At 68.2% G+C, this 15,610-nt stretch carries 14 protein-coding genes; 8 read left to right on the top strand and 6 right to left on the bottom strand.

The annotated features are described in order from the left end of the window. The first annotated feature begins 296 nt into the window (after positions 1–296). Entirely contained in the window at positions 297–1,778 is a 1,482-nt protein-coding gene (locus AB4Y80_RS04715) for a cell wall-binding repeat-containing protein (RefSeq protein ID WP_442212183.1), read from the top strand. Between the two features lie 85 nt (positions 1,779–1,863). Here AB4Y80_RS04715 and AB4Y80_RS04710 read toward each other — a convergent pair whose 3' ends face one another. After that, on the bottom strand, positions 1,864–2,316 hold the full coding sequence (locus AB4Y80_RS04710) for a nucleoside deaminase (protein ID WP_442212182.1): 453 nt from the start codon (positions 2,314–2,316) through the stop codon (positions 1,864–1,866). A gap of 125 nt (positions 2,317–2,441) precedes the next feature. Here AB4Y80_RS04710 and AB4Y80_RS04705 point away from each other — a divergent pair, with 125 nt between their 5' ends. After that, the gene (locus AB4Y80_RS04705; RefSeq protein ID WP_442212181.1) at positions 2,442–3,680 is read left to right on the top strand and encodes an NAD(P)/FAD-dependent oxidoreductase; all 1,239 of its coding nucleotides are present in this window, start codon (positions 2,442–2,444) and stop codon (positions 3,678–3,680) included. Here the strand turns inward: AB4Y80_RS04705 and AB4Y80_RS04700 are convergent. Together AB4Y80_RS04700 and AB4Y80_RS04695 are read right to left on the bottom strand one after the other, a co-directional pair. Next, positions 3,677–4,450 (bottom strand): spermidine synthase, encoded by a 774-nt coding sequence (locus AB4Y80_RS04700; RefSeq protein WP_442212180.1) that lies wholly within the window; start codon positions 4,448–4,450, stop codon positions 3,677–3,679. The two genes, AB4Y80_RS04705 and AB4Y80_RS04700, sit on opposite strands and share 4 nt — an antisense overlap. Further along, on the bottom strand, positions 4,450–5,646 hold the full coding sequence (locus AB4Y80_RS04695) for an aminotransferase class I/II-fold pyridoxal phosphate-dependent enzyme (protein ID WP_442212179.1): 1,197 nt from the start codon (positions 5,644–5,646) through the stop codon (positions 4,450–4,452). The genes AB4Y80_RS04700 and AB4Y80_RS04695 overlap by 1 nt, the downstream gene beginning before the upstream one ends. Before the next feature lie 123 nt (positions 5,647–5,769). Here AB4Y80_RS04695 and coaD point away from each other — a divergent pair, with 123 nt between their 5' ends. From coaD to AB4Y80_RS04665, 6 genes are all read left to right on the top strand, one after another. Continuing rightward, positions 5,770–6,285, top strand: a complete 516-nt coding sequence (coaD, locus tag AB4Y80_RS04690) for a pantetheine-phosphate adenylyltransferase (protein ID WP_442212178.1) — start codon at positions 5,770–5,772, stop codon at positions 6,283–6,285. Between the two features lie 249 nt (positions 6,286–6,534). After that, on the top strand, positions 6,535–7,014 hold the full coding sequence (locus AB4Y80_RS04685; protein WP_442212214.1) for a YceD family protein: 480 nt from the start codon (positions 6,535–6,537) through the stop codon (positions 7,012–7,014). A gap of 56 nt (positions 7,015–7,070) precedes the next feature. Beyond that, positions 7,071–7,274 (top strand): 50S ribosomal protein L32, encoded by a 204-nt coding sequence (gene rpmF / locus AB4Y80_RS04680; RefSeq protein WP_113718495.1) that lies wholly within the window; start codon positions 7,071–7,073, stop codon positions 7,272–7,274. Positions 7,275–7,377: 103 nt separating this feature from the next. Further along, positions 7,378–8,178, top strand: coding sequence for a ribonuclease III (rnc, locus tag AB4Y80_RS04675; protein WP_442212213.1), 801 nt, complete (start codon positions 7,378–7,380; stop codon positions 8,176–8,178). Beyond that, positions 8,171–9,121 carry a bifunctional DNA-formamidopyrimidine glycosylase/DNA-(apurinic or apyrimidinic site) lyase gene (gene mutM / locus AB4Y80_RS04670; RefSeq protein WP_442212177.1) on the top strand — a complete coding sequence of 317 codons (951 nt, stop codon included), beginning with the start codon at positions 8,171–8,173 and terminating at the stop codon, positions 9,119–9,121. The genes rnc and mutM overlap by 8 nt, the downstream gene beginning before the upstream one ends. Positions 9,122–9,383: 262 nt before the next feature. Continuing rightward, complete coding sequence (locus AB4Y80_RS04665; protein ID WP_442212176.1) at positions 9,384–10,379, top strand: type IV toxin-antitoxin system AbiEi family antitoxin domain-containing protein; 996 nt, start codon at positions 9,384–9,386, stop codon at positions 10,377–10,379. A 131-nt stretch (positions 10,380–10,510) separates the two neighbouring features. Here the strand turns inward: AB4Y80_RS04665 and AB4Y80_RS04660 are convergent, their stop codons facing one another. Genes AB4Y80_RS04660 through AB4Y80_RS04650 form a run of 3 tightly spaced genes read right to left on the bottom strand, consistent with a single transcriptional unit; the run spans position 10,511 to position 15,437 of the window. Next, a complete protein-coding gene (locus tag AB4Y80_RS04660; protein WP_442212212.1) occupies positions 10,511–11,518 on the bottom strand; it encodes an NAD-dependent epimerase/dehydratase family protein in 1,008 nt (335 codons plus the stop codon). Between the two features lie 44 nt (positions 11,519–11,562). Continuing rightward, the gene (locus tag AB4Y80_RS04655; protein WP_442212175.1) at positions 11,563–14,400 is read right to left on the bottom strand and encodes an alpha/beta fold hydrolase; all 2,838 of its coding nucleotides are present in this window, start codon (positions 14,398–14,400) and stop codon (positions 11,563–11,565) included. An 11-nt stretch (positions 14,401–14,411) separates the two neighbouring features. After that, positions 14,412–15,437, bottom strand: a complete 1,026-nt coding sequence (locus tag AB4Y80_RS04650) for a 3-oxoacyl-ACP synthase III (protein WP_442212174.1) — start codon at positions 15,435–15,437, stop codon at positions 14,412–14,414. Positions 15,438–15,610 lie beyond the last annotated feature (173 nt).

The raw sequence follows: 15,610 nt of genomic DNA, 5'->3' as shown, positions 1-15,610 counted from the left end.
GTTGCCCGGCCCGCGTCCGCGCCCGAACCAAACCGACTGCCGGCTTTTCCATGCGGGATCTAATTCCCGCCTCAGACACAGTTGTTTCTAACGGATAAATTGCCCTATCTTTAACTTTTGTTGCCAATTCATCTTGACGAATATGGGGAATCCTGTTGAAACGTTTGATAGGTCGGTTGCGCCCGCTTTTTCTCTTGGCCGCCCTGCTACCAATCGCTCTCTTGTCCGAGCTGCTCCATCCCGTTGCCGCAAACGCGGCGCCGGACCTGACCGGCCCCGAGTATCGAAGCAGCACCGTGACGCCCCTGGCGGTGTCAATCGAGAACGGGGCGGCTACCGTCACGGTCAGCGTCCACCTCATCGACGACACCGGAGCCTCCGATCCCACGATTGCCATGAGCCACGCCTCCGGTCACAGCCTGGGCTTCGGCCCAATGGCTCTGCAATCGGGCGACGCACGGGACGGAATATGGGAACGGAGCGTCACCGTCCCGCCGGGATCCGCAATTGGTTCCTGGACCGTTCGCCTGTATCCCCTCAGCGATACGCTGGGCAATTTGTCGGATTCGTTTCGCGACCTTGCCAATATCACTGTTACCGCCGGTGCCGATAAGCCCTTTTTGACGTCAATTCCCAAGATATACGGAACCGCGATAATCGGAAAAGTCCTCAATGCCCAGGCATCCGGCTGGCTTCCGGGAGTGGACTCCTTTGAGTACCAGTGGTTTCGCGACGGGAATGTCATCACCGGCGCCACCGACAGTTCGTATTTAGTGGCAACGGCGGACTTCGGCAAGAAGCTCTCCGTCAGTGCAACCGGGAAGCGTTCGGGCTACCTCACCACGACGCGCACCAGCCTGCAGACTGCCCGGGTTGGAAAGGGTCCCACCCTCTCCTACAGGCTTTCCGGCGCCGACCGCTATGCCACCGCCGCGGCGGTGGCACGGTCGGGGTATCCCGCCACCGCGAAAGTGGTTTACGTCGCGACCGGGTCCGATTACCCGGACGCTCTTTCCGCGGCCCCCGCCGCCGCCAGGGAAGGCGGGCCGCTGCTGCTGACCATGCCCACGTCCTTGCCAGCGGCGACAGCCTCCGAAATCAAGCGCCTGAAGCCATCAAAGGTTGTCGTGGTCGGGGGAACCGGCGCAGTTTCGGCCGCAGTGTTCGACGCCGTCAAGAAGATTGTCCCCAACGCTGTCCGCAGGTCGGGAGCCAACCGCTTTGAAACCTCAAGGGCCATTCTGGCGGGCGCGTTCTCACAGTCTTCGACCGCGTACCTCGCCACGGGGATGGACTATCCCGATGCCCTGTCGGCATCGGCATCCGCGGGCGCAGCCGGGGCGCCCGTGCTGCTTGTCAATGGCAAGGCCAAGGACCTCGATGCCGCAACGCGCGCCGCCTTGGTGACCTTGAAGGTCGGCAAGACCATCATCGCCGGTGGTACGGGCGTTTTCTCACCCGGACTCGAACAATCCCTGAAGGCCTTCGGCTCACAGCGACGCTCGGGAAGTGACCGCTTTGGCACCAGTCAGCGGCTCAATGCGGAACTGGCCAAGAATGCGGGACAGGTCTATCTCGCCACCGGATACGGCTTTCCCGACGCGTTGGCGGGCTCCGCCATTGCCGGTGCCCAGAAGGCTCCGCTCTACGTCGTCAAGCCAAACTGCATCCCTGCCGGAATCTTGGGCGACATCACGGCCTCACCGGCCACCAGGGTCACCCTGCTGGGCGGGTTCGGTGCACTCGGTGACAACGTGGCCGGGCTCAAAGCCTGCTGACTGGGCAGGAATGGCCGATTCCCTGGGTCTGTCGCCAGGGCCCGGCATCCCGCCCATGTACCCGGCGGGTTGCCCGGCGGGTTGCCTATTCGGCAATGTCCTCCGCCCACAGCTGGGGATGGTCCCGCTGGAACGCCCGCATCATGTCCACGCAGCGTTGATCGTCGAGGACCTCCACGATGACACCGCGGGAGCGCAGCAGCTCAAACTCACCCGTGAACGTGCGGGCCTCCCCGACCACCACCCGCGGAATCTTGAACTGGATGATGGTCCCGGTGCACATCGCACAAGGTGCCAGGGTGGTGTACAGGACGGTGTCGCGGTAGCTGCGCTGGCGGCCCGCCGCGCGCAGGGCGGACATTTCCCCGTGCGCAATGGGGTCCCCGTGCTGGACCCGTTCGTTATGGCCGACGGCGATGATCTCACCGCCGCGCGCCAACGCGGCGCCGATGGGAATGCCGCCCTGGGCGAGGCTGTCCTGCGCGGCCTGGTAGGCGGCTTCAAATGCGGGGTCGGTCACCGGTATGTCCCTTTCCATTTTTGCCTGAGTGTAGGCTATCCCGTCCAACCCCTGCCGCATCCGCCGGCCCCCGAGTAGGATGCACCCACAAGGAGAGCGGACATTCCGCCCCTGCAGCCCGGCATGAGTGGAGGGGGCGGGCAATGGAGAATGAATTCCAGGTCATCGTGGTCGGCGGCGGTTTTGCCGGCGTGGCCGCCGTGAAGGCCCTGGCCCGCAAGGGCGTGAAGGTGCTGCTGATCGACCAAAACAACTACCACCAGTTCCAGCCGCTGCTGTACCAGGTCGCGACCGCCCAAATCGGCGTCTCCGAGGTCACGCGCACCTTTCGGGGCATGCTGCAGCGGTACCGGTCCGCGAAGGTGCTCACCGCCAAAGTCACCGCCGTGGACGTTGCCGCCCACACCGTCACCACCTCGGACGGGGACACCATCCACGGACAATTCCTGGTCCTGGCCTCCGGCGCCGAAGCCAACTACTTCAACACCCCGGGGGCCGAGGAGTACGCGTATCCGCTGTATTCGGTGACGGACGCGGTGCGGCTGGGCAACGCCATGGTCAAGGCCCTGGACGCGGCCTACCGGGACGGCGGGGGCCTGCACATTGTGGTGGTCGGCGGGGGACCGACCGGAGTGGAGACCGCCGGCGCCATCGCGGAGAACTTCAAGTACATCGTGCCCAAATACTTCTCCGCGGCCCTGGCCGCGCGCTCCAGCGTCCACCTCGTCGACATGGTCCCGACGGTCCTGACCGCCTTCTCCGAAAAGTCCAAGTCCTACGCGGCCTCGCACCTGCGCAAGGCCGGCGTCGAGCTGAAGATGGGCTCCGCCGTCGCGGACGTTCGCCCGGACAAGGTGGTGTTCGCCGACGGCACGGAACTGCCCGGCCACATCGTGGTCTGGGCCGGCGGGCTCAAGGCCGGCGCCGTCGTCGCCCAGTCCGGCCTCACGCAGGGCCGCGGGGGCCGGATCGACGTCAACCCGGACCTGACCGCGCCGGGGGTCCCGGGCGTCTACGTGCTCGGGGATGCGGCGAACATGACCGACGACCGCGGCGAGAAGCTTCCCCAGCTCGGCTCCTGCGCCCAGCAGGCGGGCAAATGGGCCGCCCGCAACATTCACGCCGACCTGACCGGGGGCGCGCGGGCACCGTTTGCCTACGCGGACAAGGGGTACATGGCCATGATCGGCCGCGGCGCCGCGGTGGCCGAGCTGGGTCGCAAACGCCTCCAAATGCAGGGCCCGCTGGCCTTTCTCGCCTGGCTGGGCGTGCACGCGGTGCTGCTCTCGGGCAATCGGCAGCGCGTCAGCGCCGTCCTGTCCTGGGTCGACGACTACCTCACGCACAGCCGCTCGCACGTCGTGCTGGGGAGCACCGACTAGCCGGCGAGCTCGTCCAGCTCCACACCGGAGAGGACCGTGGCCGGATGCGGGCCGCGGGCCAGCAGCGCCGCCGACCACTCCGCGGGCCAGTCCTGCGCCATCCCCATCAGGATCACATTGCCCGGATACCGCCGGGTGAACAGGTTGCTGGTGCCAAACGCCGCCACGCCCGGCATGGCCTCGCGCAGCGCCCGCGTCTGGCTGCCCACCAGCGTGAACCCGGGCTCGTCGCCGACGTTGACCAGCAGCACGCCGCCCGGCGCCAGCAGGGCCGCCGCCTCGCGGTAGAAATCCGCGCATGCCAGGTGGGCGGGCGCGTCCGGTCCGCTGAAAATGTCCACAATCACGACGTCGAACGTCAGCCCCGCGGGCAGCTCACCGAGCGCGGCGCGGGCGTCGCCCACATGGCCGGCCAGCCGGGTGCCGCGGGGCAGCGGCAGGTGCTCGAGCACAAAGTCCAGCAGCTCGCGCTCCAGTTCGACGGCGTGCTGCACGGAGCCCGGGCGGGTGGCCTGGATGTACCGGGCCAGGGTGAGGGCGCCGGCGCCCAGGTGCAGGGCCGTGACCGGCTCGCCGGCGGGCTTGACCAGGTCCACGGCATTGGCGATCCGGCGCAGGTATTCGTAGAACACGTCCTCCGGGTGGGCCAGATTCACCTGCGACTGCTCGGCGTTGTTGATGCTCAGGACGAAGGCGTCGTCGTGCCAGGGGTCCCGGTCGATCACGGCGTGGACGCCGCTGGTGCGCAGGAATCGGCTGGCGACGGGCATTAGAGCCTGTCCCGGAGCGTGGCCAGGCGCTCGGCGGCCTGCTCCAGCAGCGGCACCTTCTTGCAGAACGCAAACCGCAGCAGGGAGCGGGTCCGTTGGGCGCCGTCGGGGTGGCAGAAGACGGGGACGGGGATGGCGGCCACGCCGATCAACGCCGGGAGCCGGCGGGCCAGGGCCGTGGCGTCGGTGATGCCCAGTCCGGCGGTGTCGGCGTTGATGAAATATGTCCCCTGCGAGGTGAGCACGTCCAGGCCCGCGGCGCGCAGTCCGTCGCTGAGGATGTCCCGCTTGTGCCGCAGCGTGGCGGCGGCGTTATCGAAGAACGACTGGTCCATGCGCAGGCCGGCGGCGATGGCCGTTTGGAACGGCGTGCCGGAGGAGTACGTCAGAAACTGTTTGACGGTGCGGGCTGCGGCCACCAAGTCCGCCGGGCCGGAGAGCCAGCCGATCTTCCAGCCGGTGAAGGAGAACGTCTTGCCGGCGGAGGAGACGGTCAGGGTGCGCTCGGCCGCACCGGGCAAGGTGGCGACCGGGATGTGGCGGGCGCCGAAGGTGAGGTGTTCGTAGACCTCGTCGGTGAGGATGACGGCGTCGTACTTGACGGCCAGGCGCACCACCTCGGCCAGGATGTTTTCGGGGAAGACCGCGCCGGTGGGGTTGTGCGGGTTGTTGACGATGACCATCCGGGTGCGCTCGCTGAAGCTGCTTTCCAGCGTGGCCAGGTCCGGCATGAAGTCCGGGGCCAGCAGGGCGGCGGTGGTGTGGGTGGCGCCGCTGAGCCCGATCATGGCGCCGTAGGAATCGTAGAACGGCTCAAAAGTCAGGACCTCGTCGCCCGGGCCGGCCAGGGACAGGATGGCCGAGGCGATGGCCTCCGTGGCGCCGGTGGTGACCACGATTTCCGTCTCCGGGTCCGGGGTCAGCCCGTAAAAGCGCTTCTGGTGCTCGGCCACGGCCTGGCGCAGCTCCGGGATGCCCTTGCCGGGCGCGTACTGGTTGTTGCCGTTGGCGATGGCGTCGCGGGCGATCCGGCCCAGCTCCGCCGGGCCGTCCTCGTCCGGGAAGCCCTGGCCCAGGTTGATGGCGTCGTGCCGGTTCGCCAGGGCGGTGATTTCCTCAAAGATGGTCACCGCCAGGGAGCCGTCCGGACTTAACAAGTTGGCGCCGTCCGCGGTGCGCTGCCAGGGCGTTCTCATGCCTGCTCCTTCATGCTGTGGGTCGTCGTCCCCAACCCGATACTCGCCAGTACACCACGAAACGGCCGACACATGGCATAAATAGATCGGCCGCGGGGTGGTTCATCGGATAGATTCGAGGGTATGCGACGCGCCGTATGCCCCGGGTCATTCGACCCCATCCACAATGGTCACATTGAGGTGATCGCCCGAGCCGCGGGGCTTTTTGACGAGGTCATCGTGGCCGTCTCGACGAACTATGCCAAGAAGTACCGGTTCACGCTGACCGAGCGGCTGACCATGGCGCGAACCACGTTTTCCGCACTGTCCGGCATTGTGGTCGAACCCGTAGGCGAGGGGCTGCTGTCCGACTTTTGCCACGACCGCGGGGTCTCCGCCATCGTCAAGGGCCTGCGCACGTCCTCGGACTTTGACTACGAACTGCCCATGGCCACCATGAACCGGCACCTCAGCGGAGTCGAAACGTTGTTCCTGCCCGGCGACAGCCGGTACCTGCACCTCTCCTCCACCCTCATCAAGGAAGTCTCCTCCCTGGGCGGGGACGTCTCCGGCTTCGTCCCGCGCGCCGTCCTGCGCCGACTCAACGGGGAAACGGGGCCGGACACCCGTCCCGTCCCGATCGTCTCGCCGCGAATCTAGCTGAGAGTTACATCACCCGCGGCACGCCCCGGCCGGGTCGACTCCCGCCGTCCACCTGACGTAGACTGGCTAAGGCCGTTTTGGTCCGGTGCCGGTGGTTTTGAAGCCGGTGTCCTTTCGGGCTAAGATGGTGCGTCGGTCATATGTTCTACAGGAGTTCTCATTAGCGCAAGCACGTTGGGCAACAAGTCCAGCCATGGCACGCCCCTCACCATTGGTGTGAGGGAGCTTGGGCGCAGCCCGGGCAGCATGCGAACCTTTACCGAACATGTACCGGTACCAGAGGATTTTGGTACCCCGCTCATTGGCGTGAAGCCCGGATCCGATATGGATCTGGAGCTGCGTTTTGAGGCCGTCCACGAAGGTATTTTGGTGTCGGGCAGCGCGTTTGTCGAAGTGACGGGCGAATGCTCCCGGTGCCTGGATCCCCTGGTGAGCGATCTGGAAGTCAATGTGCAGGAACTTTTCTTCTACGAGGAACCGTCCGCGGACGACCTCGGCGAAGACGAAGATGAGCAACGTTGGGTCGAGCACGATTCTATCGATCTTGAACCGGTGTTGCGGGACGCAGTGGTAACCGCCCTGCCGTTCCAGCCGGTGTGCCGGGAAGACTGCGAGGGTCTGTGTTCCGAATGTGGAATACACCTTGCGGATGAGCCGGGGCACCATCACGAGGTCTTGGATCCTCGATGGGCTGCCCTACAGGGCTTGACCGGCGAAGAAAACTAGCCAGAGTTTCAACCTGGGGCACCAGCCCTTCAGTTATCGAGAGAAAAGAGTTTGCCGTGGCTGTTCCCAAGCGGAAGATGTCCCGTGCCAATACGCGCGCACGCCGTTCCCAGTGGAAGGCCACCGCGCCGAACCTGGTCAAGACCATCGAAAACGGCCAGGTCGTCTACAGCCTGCCGCACCAGGCCAAGGTCGTCACCGACTCCGCAGGCACCGCCCTGTTCCTGGAGTACAAGGGCCGCAAGGTGGCCGACGTCTAAGACTCCCGGCCCAACCGGGCGTAGGTCATTGCTTTCATAATTTTTGCAGGAGTTGCTTGTGTCCTCAGTTACGGAACCCCCGAAGCTAGAGGACGGGCACAGGCTGCTTTTGAAGCGTCTCGGTGTCACTATTGATGCCGGGACGCTTCGTCTTGCCCTGACGCACCGCTCCTACGCCTATGAAAACGGCGGCATCCCCACCAACGAGCGCCTCGAGTTCCTGGGGGACTCCATCCTGGGCTTCTCGGTCACGGATGCCCTGTACCGGGACAACCCCACGCTGCCGGAAGGCGATCTGGCCAAGCGTCGCTCCGCGGTGGTCTCCACCCGGGCCCTGGCCGGCATTGCCCGCGGGCTGGGCATCGGTGAATTCATCTACCTGGGCCAGGGCGAACGGCTCACCAAGGGCCGCAACAAGTCCTCCATCCTCGCCGACACCATGGAATCGCTGATCGGCGCCACCTACCTGTGCAACGGGATAGAGGTGGCCCGCGACCTGGTCATGCGCCTGGTGGGGCCGCTGCTGGCCGACGCCGAGGTCCTCGGGGCCGGCACCGACTGGAAAACCAACATCCAGGAGATCGCCGCCGCCCGCCGCCTGGGCGCCATCGTCTATGACATCACCGGCACCGGTCCGGACCACGACCGGTCCTATGTGGCCCGCCTGCTGATCGGCGGCCACCACTTCGGCACCGGCGCCGGCCCGTCCAAGAAGGAAGCCGAACGCTCCGCCGCCGCCGCCGGCTGGACCGTGCTGGCGGAAAAGTACGCCGCCAAGCGCCCCTTCAATTCCGCGGCCGTAGGGGACGCGAACGCCGCCGACGTCTCCGCGGTCTCCGCGGTTGACGCGGTTGACGCCGGTGTGCCGGACGGCGCGGCGCCGCATGCCGTGAAAGATGCCTGAACTTCCCGAAGTTGAGGTGGTCCGGCGGGGCCTGGAACGGTGGATCGCCGGGCGCACCATCACCGGCGTTTCCGTGCCGGATCCACGCTCCATCCGCCGCCACCTGCTCGGCACCGAGGACTTCCGCGGCAACCTGGTGGGCGCCACCGTGCTGGACGTGGTGCGGCGCGGCAAGTTCCTCTGGATGCCCCTGGCCGATTCCCCGTCGGTTTCCGAGCCCCCGCACACCGCGCTCGTGGCCCACCTGGGCATGAGCGGGCAGTTGCTGGTGGAAGCCCCCGACCAACCCCATGAAAAGCACCTCAAGGTCCGGCTGACCTTTGCGCCACGACCCGACGCACCCGAGGAGCTGCGGTTTGTGGACCAGCGCATCTTCGGCGGCCTCTTTGTCACCTCGCTTGTGCCCACCCCGGACGGGCTTCCCGGCGGGTGCCCGGCCACCGGCGGTCTTCCGCTGATCCCGCGGGAGGCGGCGCACATTGGCCGGGACCCGCTGGACCCCAACTTTTCCCTCGAGCTCTTCCACCGGCGCCTGCGCTCCCGGAAGACGGGATTGAAGCGGGCCCTGCTGGACCAGGCCCTGGTGTCCGGGATCGGCAACATCTATGCCGACGAAGCCCTCTGGGCGGCCAGGATGCACTTCGCCCGGCCCACGGACACCATGCGCCGTCCGGACACGGAGCGGATAATCCACGCGGCTCATGATGTCATGTCCCGGGCCCTGGACGCGGGCGGCACCAGCTTCGACTCGCTCTACGTGAACGTCAACGGTGCCTCCGGCTATTTCGCCCGTTCCCTCAATGCCTACGGCCGCGAGGGTGAACCGTGCCCGCGCTGCGCCGCCGCGGGACTGTCCACCAGAATCCGCCGCGACACCTTCATGAACCGGTCCTCCTACAGCTGCCCGGTGTGCCAGCCGAGGCCCCGCAACGCCCGGCTGTAGCGCGCCGCCCGGGTTCCCGCGGGGCCTTCCGCGGATTCCGCACTCCGTCCTCCGCGGGGCCCTCCGTGGGTCCTCCGCGGGGCCAAAGTCGGCCGCGGATTCCGCGACTGCTGGAGGTAGCACCCCAAGTGGGCGTGCACGCCCCGGTCTCGCGGTCAAGACCAGTACTCGCGAATGGGGGGTTTCCCGGGATCGGTCACGTTATCCACAGATGATCGACTAGGCCTTGAATCAAGCCGGCCCTCCTCCCAGACTCGAAGGCATGAACGAGCCCGCTGTACGGCGCATCTTCGGCCAGCTGTGGCCGGCCGATCGCTATGTGGCCACCGCGGCCCAGCTCGCTGCAGCCGGGCTGAGTGCAAGGTGCGTTGCCGACGCCCTACGGCATGGATTGCTTCTCCGGCTCCGCCGGGGCGTCTATTTTCCGATGCATCAATGGCGCGCCAGTACACCGTGGGACCAGGCAAAGATCAGGCTGTCGGCTCATATCGCGGGAACGGGCGGCAACCTTGTCTATACGCATTTCAGCGCCGCGCGCCTTCATGGACTGGATGTGTGGAATGCCCCGGATCAGATCCATGTGAATGCCCCCTACAATTCCTCACTGCAAAAAGGTGCCCCGGACGTCACCGTCCACCACATGGACCTGGATCCCCGGGACGTGATGCAAATGCATATCCAGGGGGTTGGCACCGTGCTGGTGACCAGCCTTGCGCGCACTGTTCTCGACTGTGCCAGAACGGCGCGCTTTGATTTGGCGGCCGTCATTGGAGACTCCGCACTGCACAAGGGCTTGGCGCCCGGGGCGCTGCAGGCGATGGCGGCGGAGCTGGCCGGCCGACGGGGCATGAAAAGGGCGCAGAAAGTCCTGGCCGTGCTCAACGCCCTGGCGGAGTCCGCCGGCGAGACCCGCACCCGGCTAATCGTCCTCGATCTCCCCATTGAACAGCCCGAACTACAGATCAGGCTGCTCATTGACGGGCGCGAATATCGGCCGGATTTTGCCTGGCGGGTGATCAAGTTGATCCTCGAGTTCGACGGCGATGTCAAGTACTTCGGGTCTGCCTCCGCGGACGAGGCGCTCGTGCGGGAACGAGAACGGGAGAACGCGCTCATTGAGGATGGCTGGCGCATCATTCGCATCAAGTGGAAGCACCTGGAACAACCGGAAGTGGTCAAGGTGCGCATCCTGGCCGCCTACCAAAACGCGGTGCTCCTTCACTCAGCCATCCGCGCCGCGGCCGCGACGGCTGGTTGAGGTTGCGAAACCGGTAGTTCCCTCAGGCCATGTGCTGCCAACCCCAGCCCTCGCGGCTCCGGCACGGCATCTGGCGTGGCCAACACCAGCAGTCACCGCATCCGGGGCTGGCCTATGGACGGGGTCCTGCCCTAGCGCCGGTAATAGGCGGCGAGCCGGGCCAGCCCCTCGTCGAGGGACACCGCCGGGGCCCAGTCCAGGACGGCCTGGGTGTGCCGCTGGTCAAACCAGTGGGCGGTCGAGAGCTGTTCGGCCAGGAACCGGGTCATGGGCGGCTCGTCGTTCACCCAGCCGCGGGCCCCGGCGGCGGTCCACGCCTTTTCGATCACGGTGCCGGCCCCGCGGGCCAGCCAGCCCGGCACGGAAAAAGCCGGCACGGGCACGCCGGCGGCGGTGCAGATCCCGGCGATCAGCTCTCCGACGGGACGCGGCTCGCCGTTGGTGACCACCAGCGCCTGGCCGTGGGCGTGGTCCATGCGCTCCAACCCGCGCACGATCGCCGCCGCGGCGTTGTCGATGTACGTGGTGTCTATGAGTGCCCGGCCGCCGTCCAGCAGCGGCAGCAGCCCGGCCCGGGCCCGCTCCACCACGCGTTCGACCAACTGGGTGTCGCCCGGCCCCCACACGATGTGCGGGCGGATGGCCGTGACGCGAAATGCGGGGGAGTCCTGCGCCAGGGCCAGCAGCTCGGCCGACGCCTTGGACCGGGCATAGTGGCCGCGGGCCAATTCCGGATTGGCGGCCCCGGCCCCGGCTCCCGCGATCGAGGTGCCAAAGTGCGCCACGGACGGCGAGGACACAAACACAAAGTCCCTCACCCCGGCACGCGCGGCGGCGGAAAGGAGTTGTCGCGTGCCCACGATGTTGGTTGCGACAAAGTCATCCCACACGCCGGTGAAGGACACCTTCGCGGCCAGGTGGATCACGGCGTCGACGCCGGCCACGGCCGCCGCGGCAACGTCGGGGTCGGCCACCGAACCCTGGACGGATGCCCACGGCTCCGCCATGGCCCGCCGTTGCAGGGTGCGCACTTGGTAGCCGGTATCAAACAACAATTGCGCCACGGCATGGCCCAGGAAGCCGCTTGTGCCGGTCACCAGTACCCGGCGCCCCGGCGCCGCCGCGTCCGAGCCGGCCACGGCCCGGGGTGCGGGGCGCACGGAGCCTGCGGCCGGCGTCGTCCTCACGGCCGGCCCGCCTTCCCCCCGGACAGCATGCGCGCCGCCCACACCGCCAGCGCGGTGCGGTCCACCTTGGAGTTGTGCCGGATGTCCGTTGGCATGCGGTCGATCACCAGCACGGCGGCCAGGTCCAGGCCCGCGTCCCGGGTCGCCGCTGCGCGCACCTCGGCGGCCAGTTGGGGATCCGCGAGTCCGGCATGCCTGGCCGGTGGGGCGGTCTCAACGATGGCCACGGCCGCCTGCGTACCGGCCGGACCCACGCCGACGACGGCGGCCCGCACCACCGCGCTCACGCGCTCGGCCGCGTGTTCGGCGGCAACCGGGGTGCGGATGCCGGCGGGCGTGGCCAGGATGTGGGCCAGGCGGCCCTCCACCCAGAGGCGGCCAGCTGGATCGAGGTGGCCGACGTCGCCGCTGCGGTGCCAGCCCGGGATGGACGCGCTGTGCTCCTGGGTGATCCAGAGGCGGTCGTAGCGTTCCTTCACGTGCGGGGCCTTGACCAGGATTTCGCCGGTGACCTGGGGATCCTGGGTGGGCGTGCCGCCCGCGGTGCCGTCCGCCGCCAGGGGTGCGATCGCCACGGTGGCGCCGCTGACCGGCCGGCCTACGCACACGCCGTTGCCGGGACCGGCGGCCCGGATCTCGGGCAGGCTGATGTCGGTCACCGGCAGGGCCTCGGTCATGCCGTACGGAGTATGCAGGACGGCATTGGGCGTGAGCTCCTGGACCTGCGCCAGCAGTGGTTCGGCCATTGGGGCGCCGGCGGAGAGCAGTAGGCCGACGCCGGCTAGGGCGGACTTGTGCGCGTCCGTGAGCCCGGCGGCGGTGGCCACCATGTTGACCAGCGCGGCGGGGGAGGCGAACACCACCGTGGCACGGATGGCCGCGGCCGCATCCGCCAGGGCCGCCGCCGTCAGGGTGGCCGGGGCCGTCACGTCCATCTCCGGCGTCACAGAGGTGGCGCCGAGGGCGGGTCCCAGGAGGGCAAACGGGGCGAATCCGGCGACCAGGGCCGTGCCCGCCTTCAGGTCGTAGGTGGCCTTCATGGTCTCGCGCATGGCGGCCAGGCGGCGGTGCGTGTACACCACGCCCTTGGCCGGGCCCGTGGAACCGGAGGTGAACAGGACGGCGGCGTCGTCGTCGGGGGCGGGGGTCTCAAAGGCGTGGCCGGTCCCGGCGGCACGCAGGGCCCGCCCGGTGGCCAGGAGCTCCGGCACGGTCGCCGCGACGTTGAGCAACTTCTTTCTGACGGCGGCGGCACCGCCGGTGAAATCCTCGGCGGCGATCTTGACGCCGGGCCAGTCGTGGATCCGGCCCCCGGCCAGGGCGCGCTCGATACCCACCAGGTAGGCGGGGCCGGCGCCCTTGATGGCCCGGCTCATGCCCCGGGTGCCCAGCCCGGCGTCGGCCACGACGATCACCGCGCCCAGGCGCAGGCACGCGTAAATTAGCGTGGTCAAGTTAATTCCGGGCGGCACGAGCAGGCTCACGCGGTCGCCCGCACGGACGCCCAGGTTCGCCAGCCCGGCGGCGAGGTCGTCGACGTCGCGGGCCAGCCCGGCCCAGGACAGGCTCCGCGTGGCGCCCCGCGGCAGCATGTCCACGATAGCCGTGGTGTCCTCGCCGCGGCGGGCATCCAGTTCGGCCAGCATCGGCCGAAACCGTTGAACTGACAGCAGATGCGGGTCGGCACCCGCGGGTACTGTCACTTCGGCGTGCGGGTCTCGTTGAACTGACAGCAGATGCGGGTTGGCACCCGCAGGAGCTGTCACTTCGACGGGGGTGGCACCCGCAGGAGCTGTCAGTTCGACGGGGGTGGCACCCGCGGGTGCTGTCAGTTCGACGGGGGGGACGTTTTTCGCCAGCCAGGCAAACGTCGGGGCGGCGATGTCGCGGTCCTCCTGGACCAGGTGGCCGGCGCCCTCGAAGCGGTGGACGTCCGCGTGCGGCAACCGGCCCAGCAGGTCGCGCAGGTAGCGGTCGGAAAACACCGGGTCCCGGGGCCCCCACATCATGAACGCGGGCACGTCCAGGGTGCGGATTGCGGCGGCTACCTGCTCCAGCGCGGGCCGGCTGGGATGGGAGTCCGTGGCGGGGATGTCGGCCACGAAGTTGCCGACCCCCGCGCGGCGCCGCGGCGTCAGGTACGGGGCCATGAATGCGGCCCGTACCTCCGGCGCCAGGGCGGGCCGCGCCAGGGCGTGCGTGACGCGCAAGAAGGCGGCCGAGGTCTTCGTGCCCCACGGGTGGACGGCCGGGTGCAGCGCCAGTCGCAGCGACGGGGGCAGGGAAAACCCGGCCGGGTGGACGGCGGTGTTGGTGAGCACGACGCCGGCCAGCATCTCCCGGTGCCGGGTGGCCCAGCCCAGGGAGATGAGGCCGCCCCAGTCGTGCCCGACCGTGACGACCGGCCCGGCCAGCCCGAGGGCGTCGGTGAGATCGCCCAGGTCGGTGATGCGGTCCTCGAGCCGGCGGAACGTGCCGGTGCGTTCGGAGAAGCCCATGTCCAGCTGGTCGACGGCGATGACGCGCCACGGTCCGCCGGCGGCCAGGGTGGGGGCCGCGGTGGCGCCCGCCAGCAGGGTGCGCCACAGGTAGGACCAGGTGGGATTGCCGTGGACGCACAGCAGCGTGCCAACGGGCTCCCGGCCGGTGGCGGCGACGTCGTCGGCGTTGTCCAGCACGTGCCACCGGTGGCGGGTGCCGGGGGAGTCGACGCCGGCGGTGGAGGGAACGGACACGGTGCGGCGCCAGGCGGCGCGCACGCCCGGCCACGGCTCGGCGGGCTCGAGGGCGGGCCGGGTGCCGAAATACTCGGTAACGGGGGGAACGGGTGTCACGGCGGGGCCTGCTACCACGCAATTTCCATCATGGTCGTGTTCAGGCCCGAGCCGACCCCCATGCACAGCACCCGGTCGCCCCGGTTCAGGGTCTGGGCCTCCTGCGCCAGCGTCATCGGCAGCGAGGCCGGGCCCACATTGCCCCACTTGGGGAACGTGATGGGCACGCGTTCGCGCACCAGGTTCACGGCCTTGATGATGGCGTTGGTGTAGGAGCTGGAGACCTGGTGGGTGACATAGCGGTCCATCGTCCGCCAGTCCCACCCGTTGGCGTGGGCCTCGTCCCAGGCGGTGGTGACCAGTTCCAGGCCGTTGTCCAGCAGGCCCTTGGTATCGGTGAACATGCCGTCCGGGCCGCCGACGCACAGTTCGTGGTGTTCGGTGCCGGCGCGGGACACCCCGCCAAGGATCCGGTGGGCGCCCGGATGGGCGTCGGCCGGGCCGATGACGGCGGCCGCGGCGCCGGAGCCCAGGGTCAGGGTGGCAAATTCGCGCAGGTAGTCCTCGCGCGTGGACGTGTCCGCGTTCAGCCGGCGGAAGGTGGTTTCCTGGGTGGCCTGGGCGTCCTCGCCGGCCACGATGAGCGCGTACTTGATCTGTCCGGAGTCAATCATGTTGGCGGCGAGGGTGATGCCGTTGACGAATCCCAGGCAGGCGTTGGCCAGGTCAAAGTTCATGGCCGACGACGGCAGGCCCAGGCCGTTGTGGATCTTCACCGCCACCGACGGTTCCAGGTTGCGGCGGGTCACGGAGGTGTTGATCAACAGGCCCACCTGACCGGGCTCGATGCCGGCCTCGGCCAGGGCCTTCGCGCCGGCTTCGGTGGCGGCGTCGTCAAATTCCATCCCCGGACCCCACCAGCGGCGTTCCTTCACGCCGGCCACGCGCTCCAACAGCCGCTTGGACAGGCGCAGGCGCTTGAGGCTGGGCGCCAGCCGGGTGTCAAAGTCGCTGGAGCTAACGACTACAGGAGCCTCCACGCTGGTGACGGCCAGTAATGCAGTGTTGTGGTGTCGAAATGTAGCGTTGCCGATCAAATTCCAGCCTTTTTCTGTGTCGTTGCTTGTGCCTGGCAACCGCGGACTCGGCTCCCCACATAATCAGTCAACCTTAACTATGCACCTTGCCGTGAGCCAACCGCACATGCGCCGCGGCGCATACTTGGCCGCCGGAGCCGTGGGGAATGCGGCCGACACGGTAGATTGGCATC

It is taken from the genome of Specibacter sp. RAF43 (genome assembly GCF_052114065.1).
GTDB lineage: Bacteria > Actinomycetota > Actinomycetes > Actinomycetales > Micrococcaceae > Specibacter.
The sequence above is the reverse complement of the archived record's forward strand: the minus strand, read 5'-3'. Positions and strand labels throughout refer to the sequence as shown.

Bases quoted from the DNA above. Each gene is read 5' to 3' on its own strand.
- coaD (WP_442212178.1), top strand. From the start codon at position 5,770: ATGCGACGCGCCGTATGCCCCGGGTCATTCGACCCCATCCACAATGGT.
- AB4Y80_RS04695 (WP_442212179.1), bottom strand. From the start codon at position 5,646: ATGAGAACGCCCTGGCAGCGCACCGCGGACGGCGCCAACTTGTTAAGT.
- AB4Y80_RS04665 (WP_442212176.1), top strand. From the start codon at position 9,384: ATGAACGAGCCCGCTGTACGGCGCATCTTCGGCCAGCTGTGGCCGGCC.
- AB4Y80_RS04710 (WP_442212182.1), bottom strand. From the start codon at position 2,316: ATGGAAAGGGACATACCGGTGACCGACCCCGCATTTGAAGCCGCCTAC.
- AB4Y80_RS04700 (WP_442212180.1), bottom strand. From the start codon at position 4,450: ATGCCCGTCGCCAGCCGATTCCTGCGCACCAGCGGCGTCCACGCCGTG.
- mutM (WP_442212177.1), top strand. From the start codon at position 8,171: ATGCCTGAACTTCCCGAAGTTGAGGTGGTCCGGCGGGGCCTGGAACGG.
- AB4Y80_RS04705 (WP_442212181.1), top strand. From the start codon at position 2,442: ATGGAGAATGAATTCCAGGTCATCGTGGTCGGCGGCGGTTTTGCCGGC.
- AB4Y80_RS04685 (WP_442212214.1), top strand. From the start codon at position 6,535: ATGCGAACCTTTACCGAACATGTACCGGTACCAGAGGATTTTGGTACC.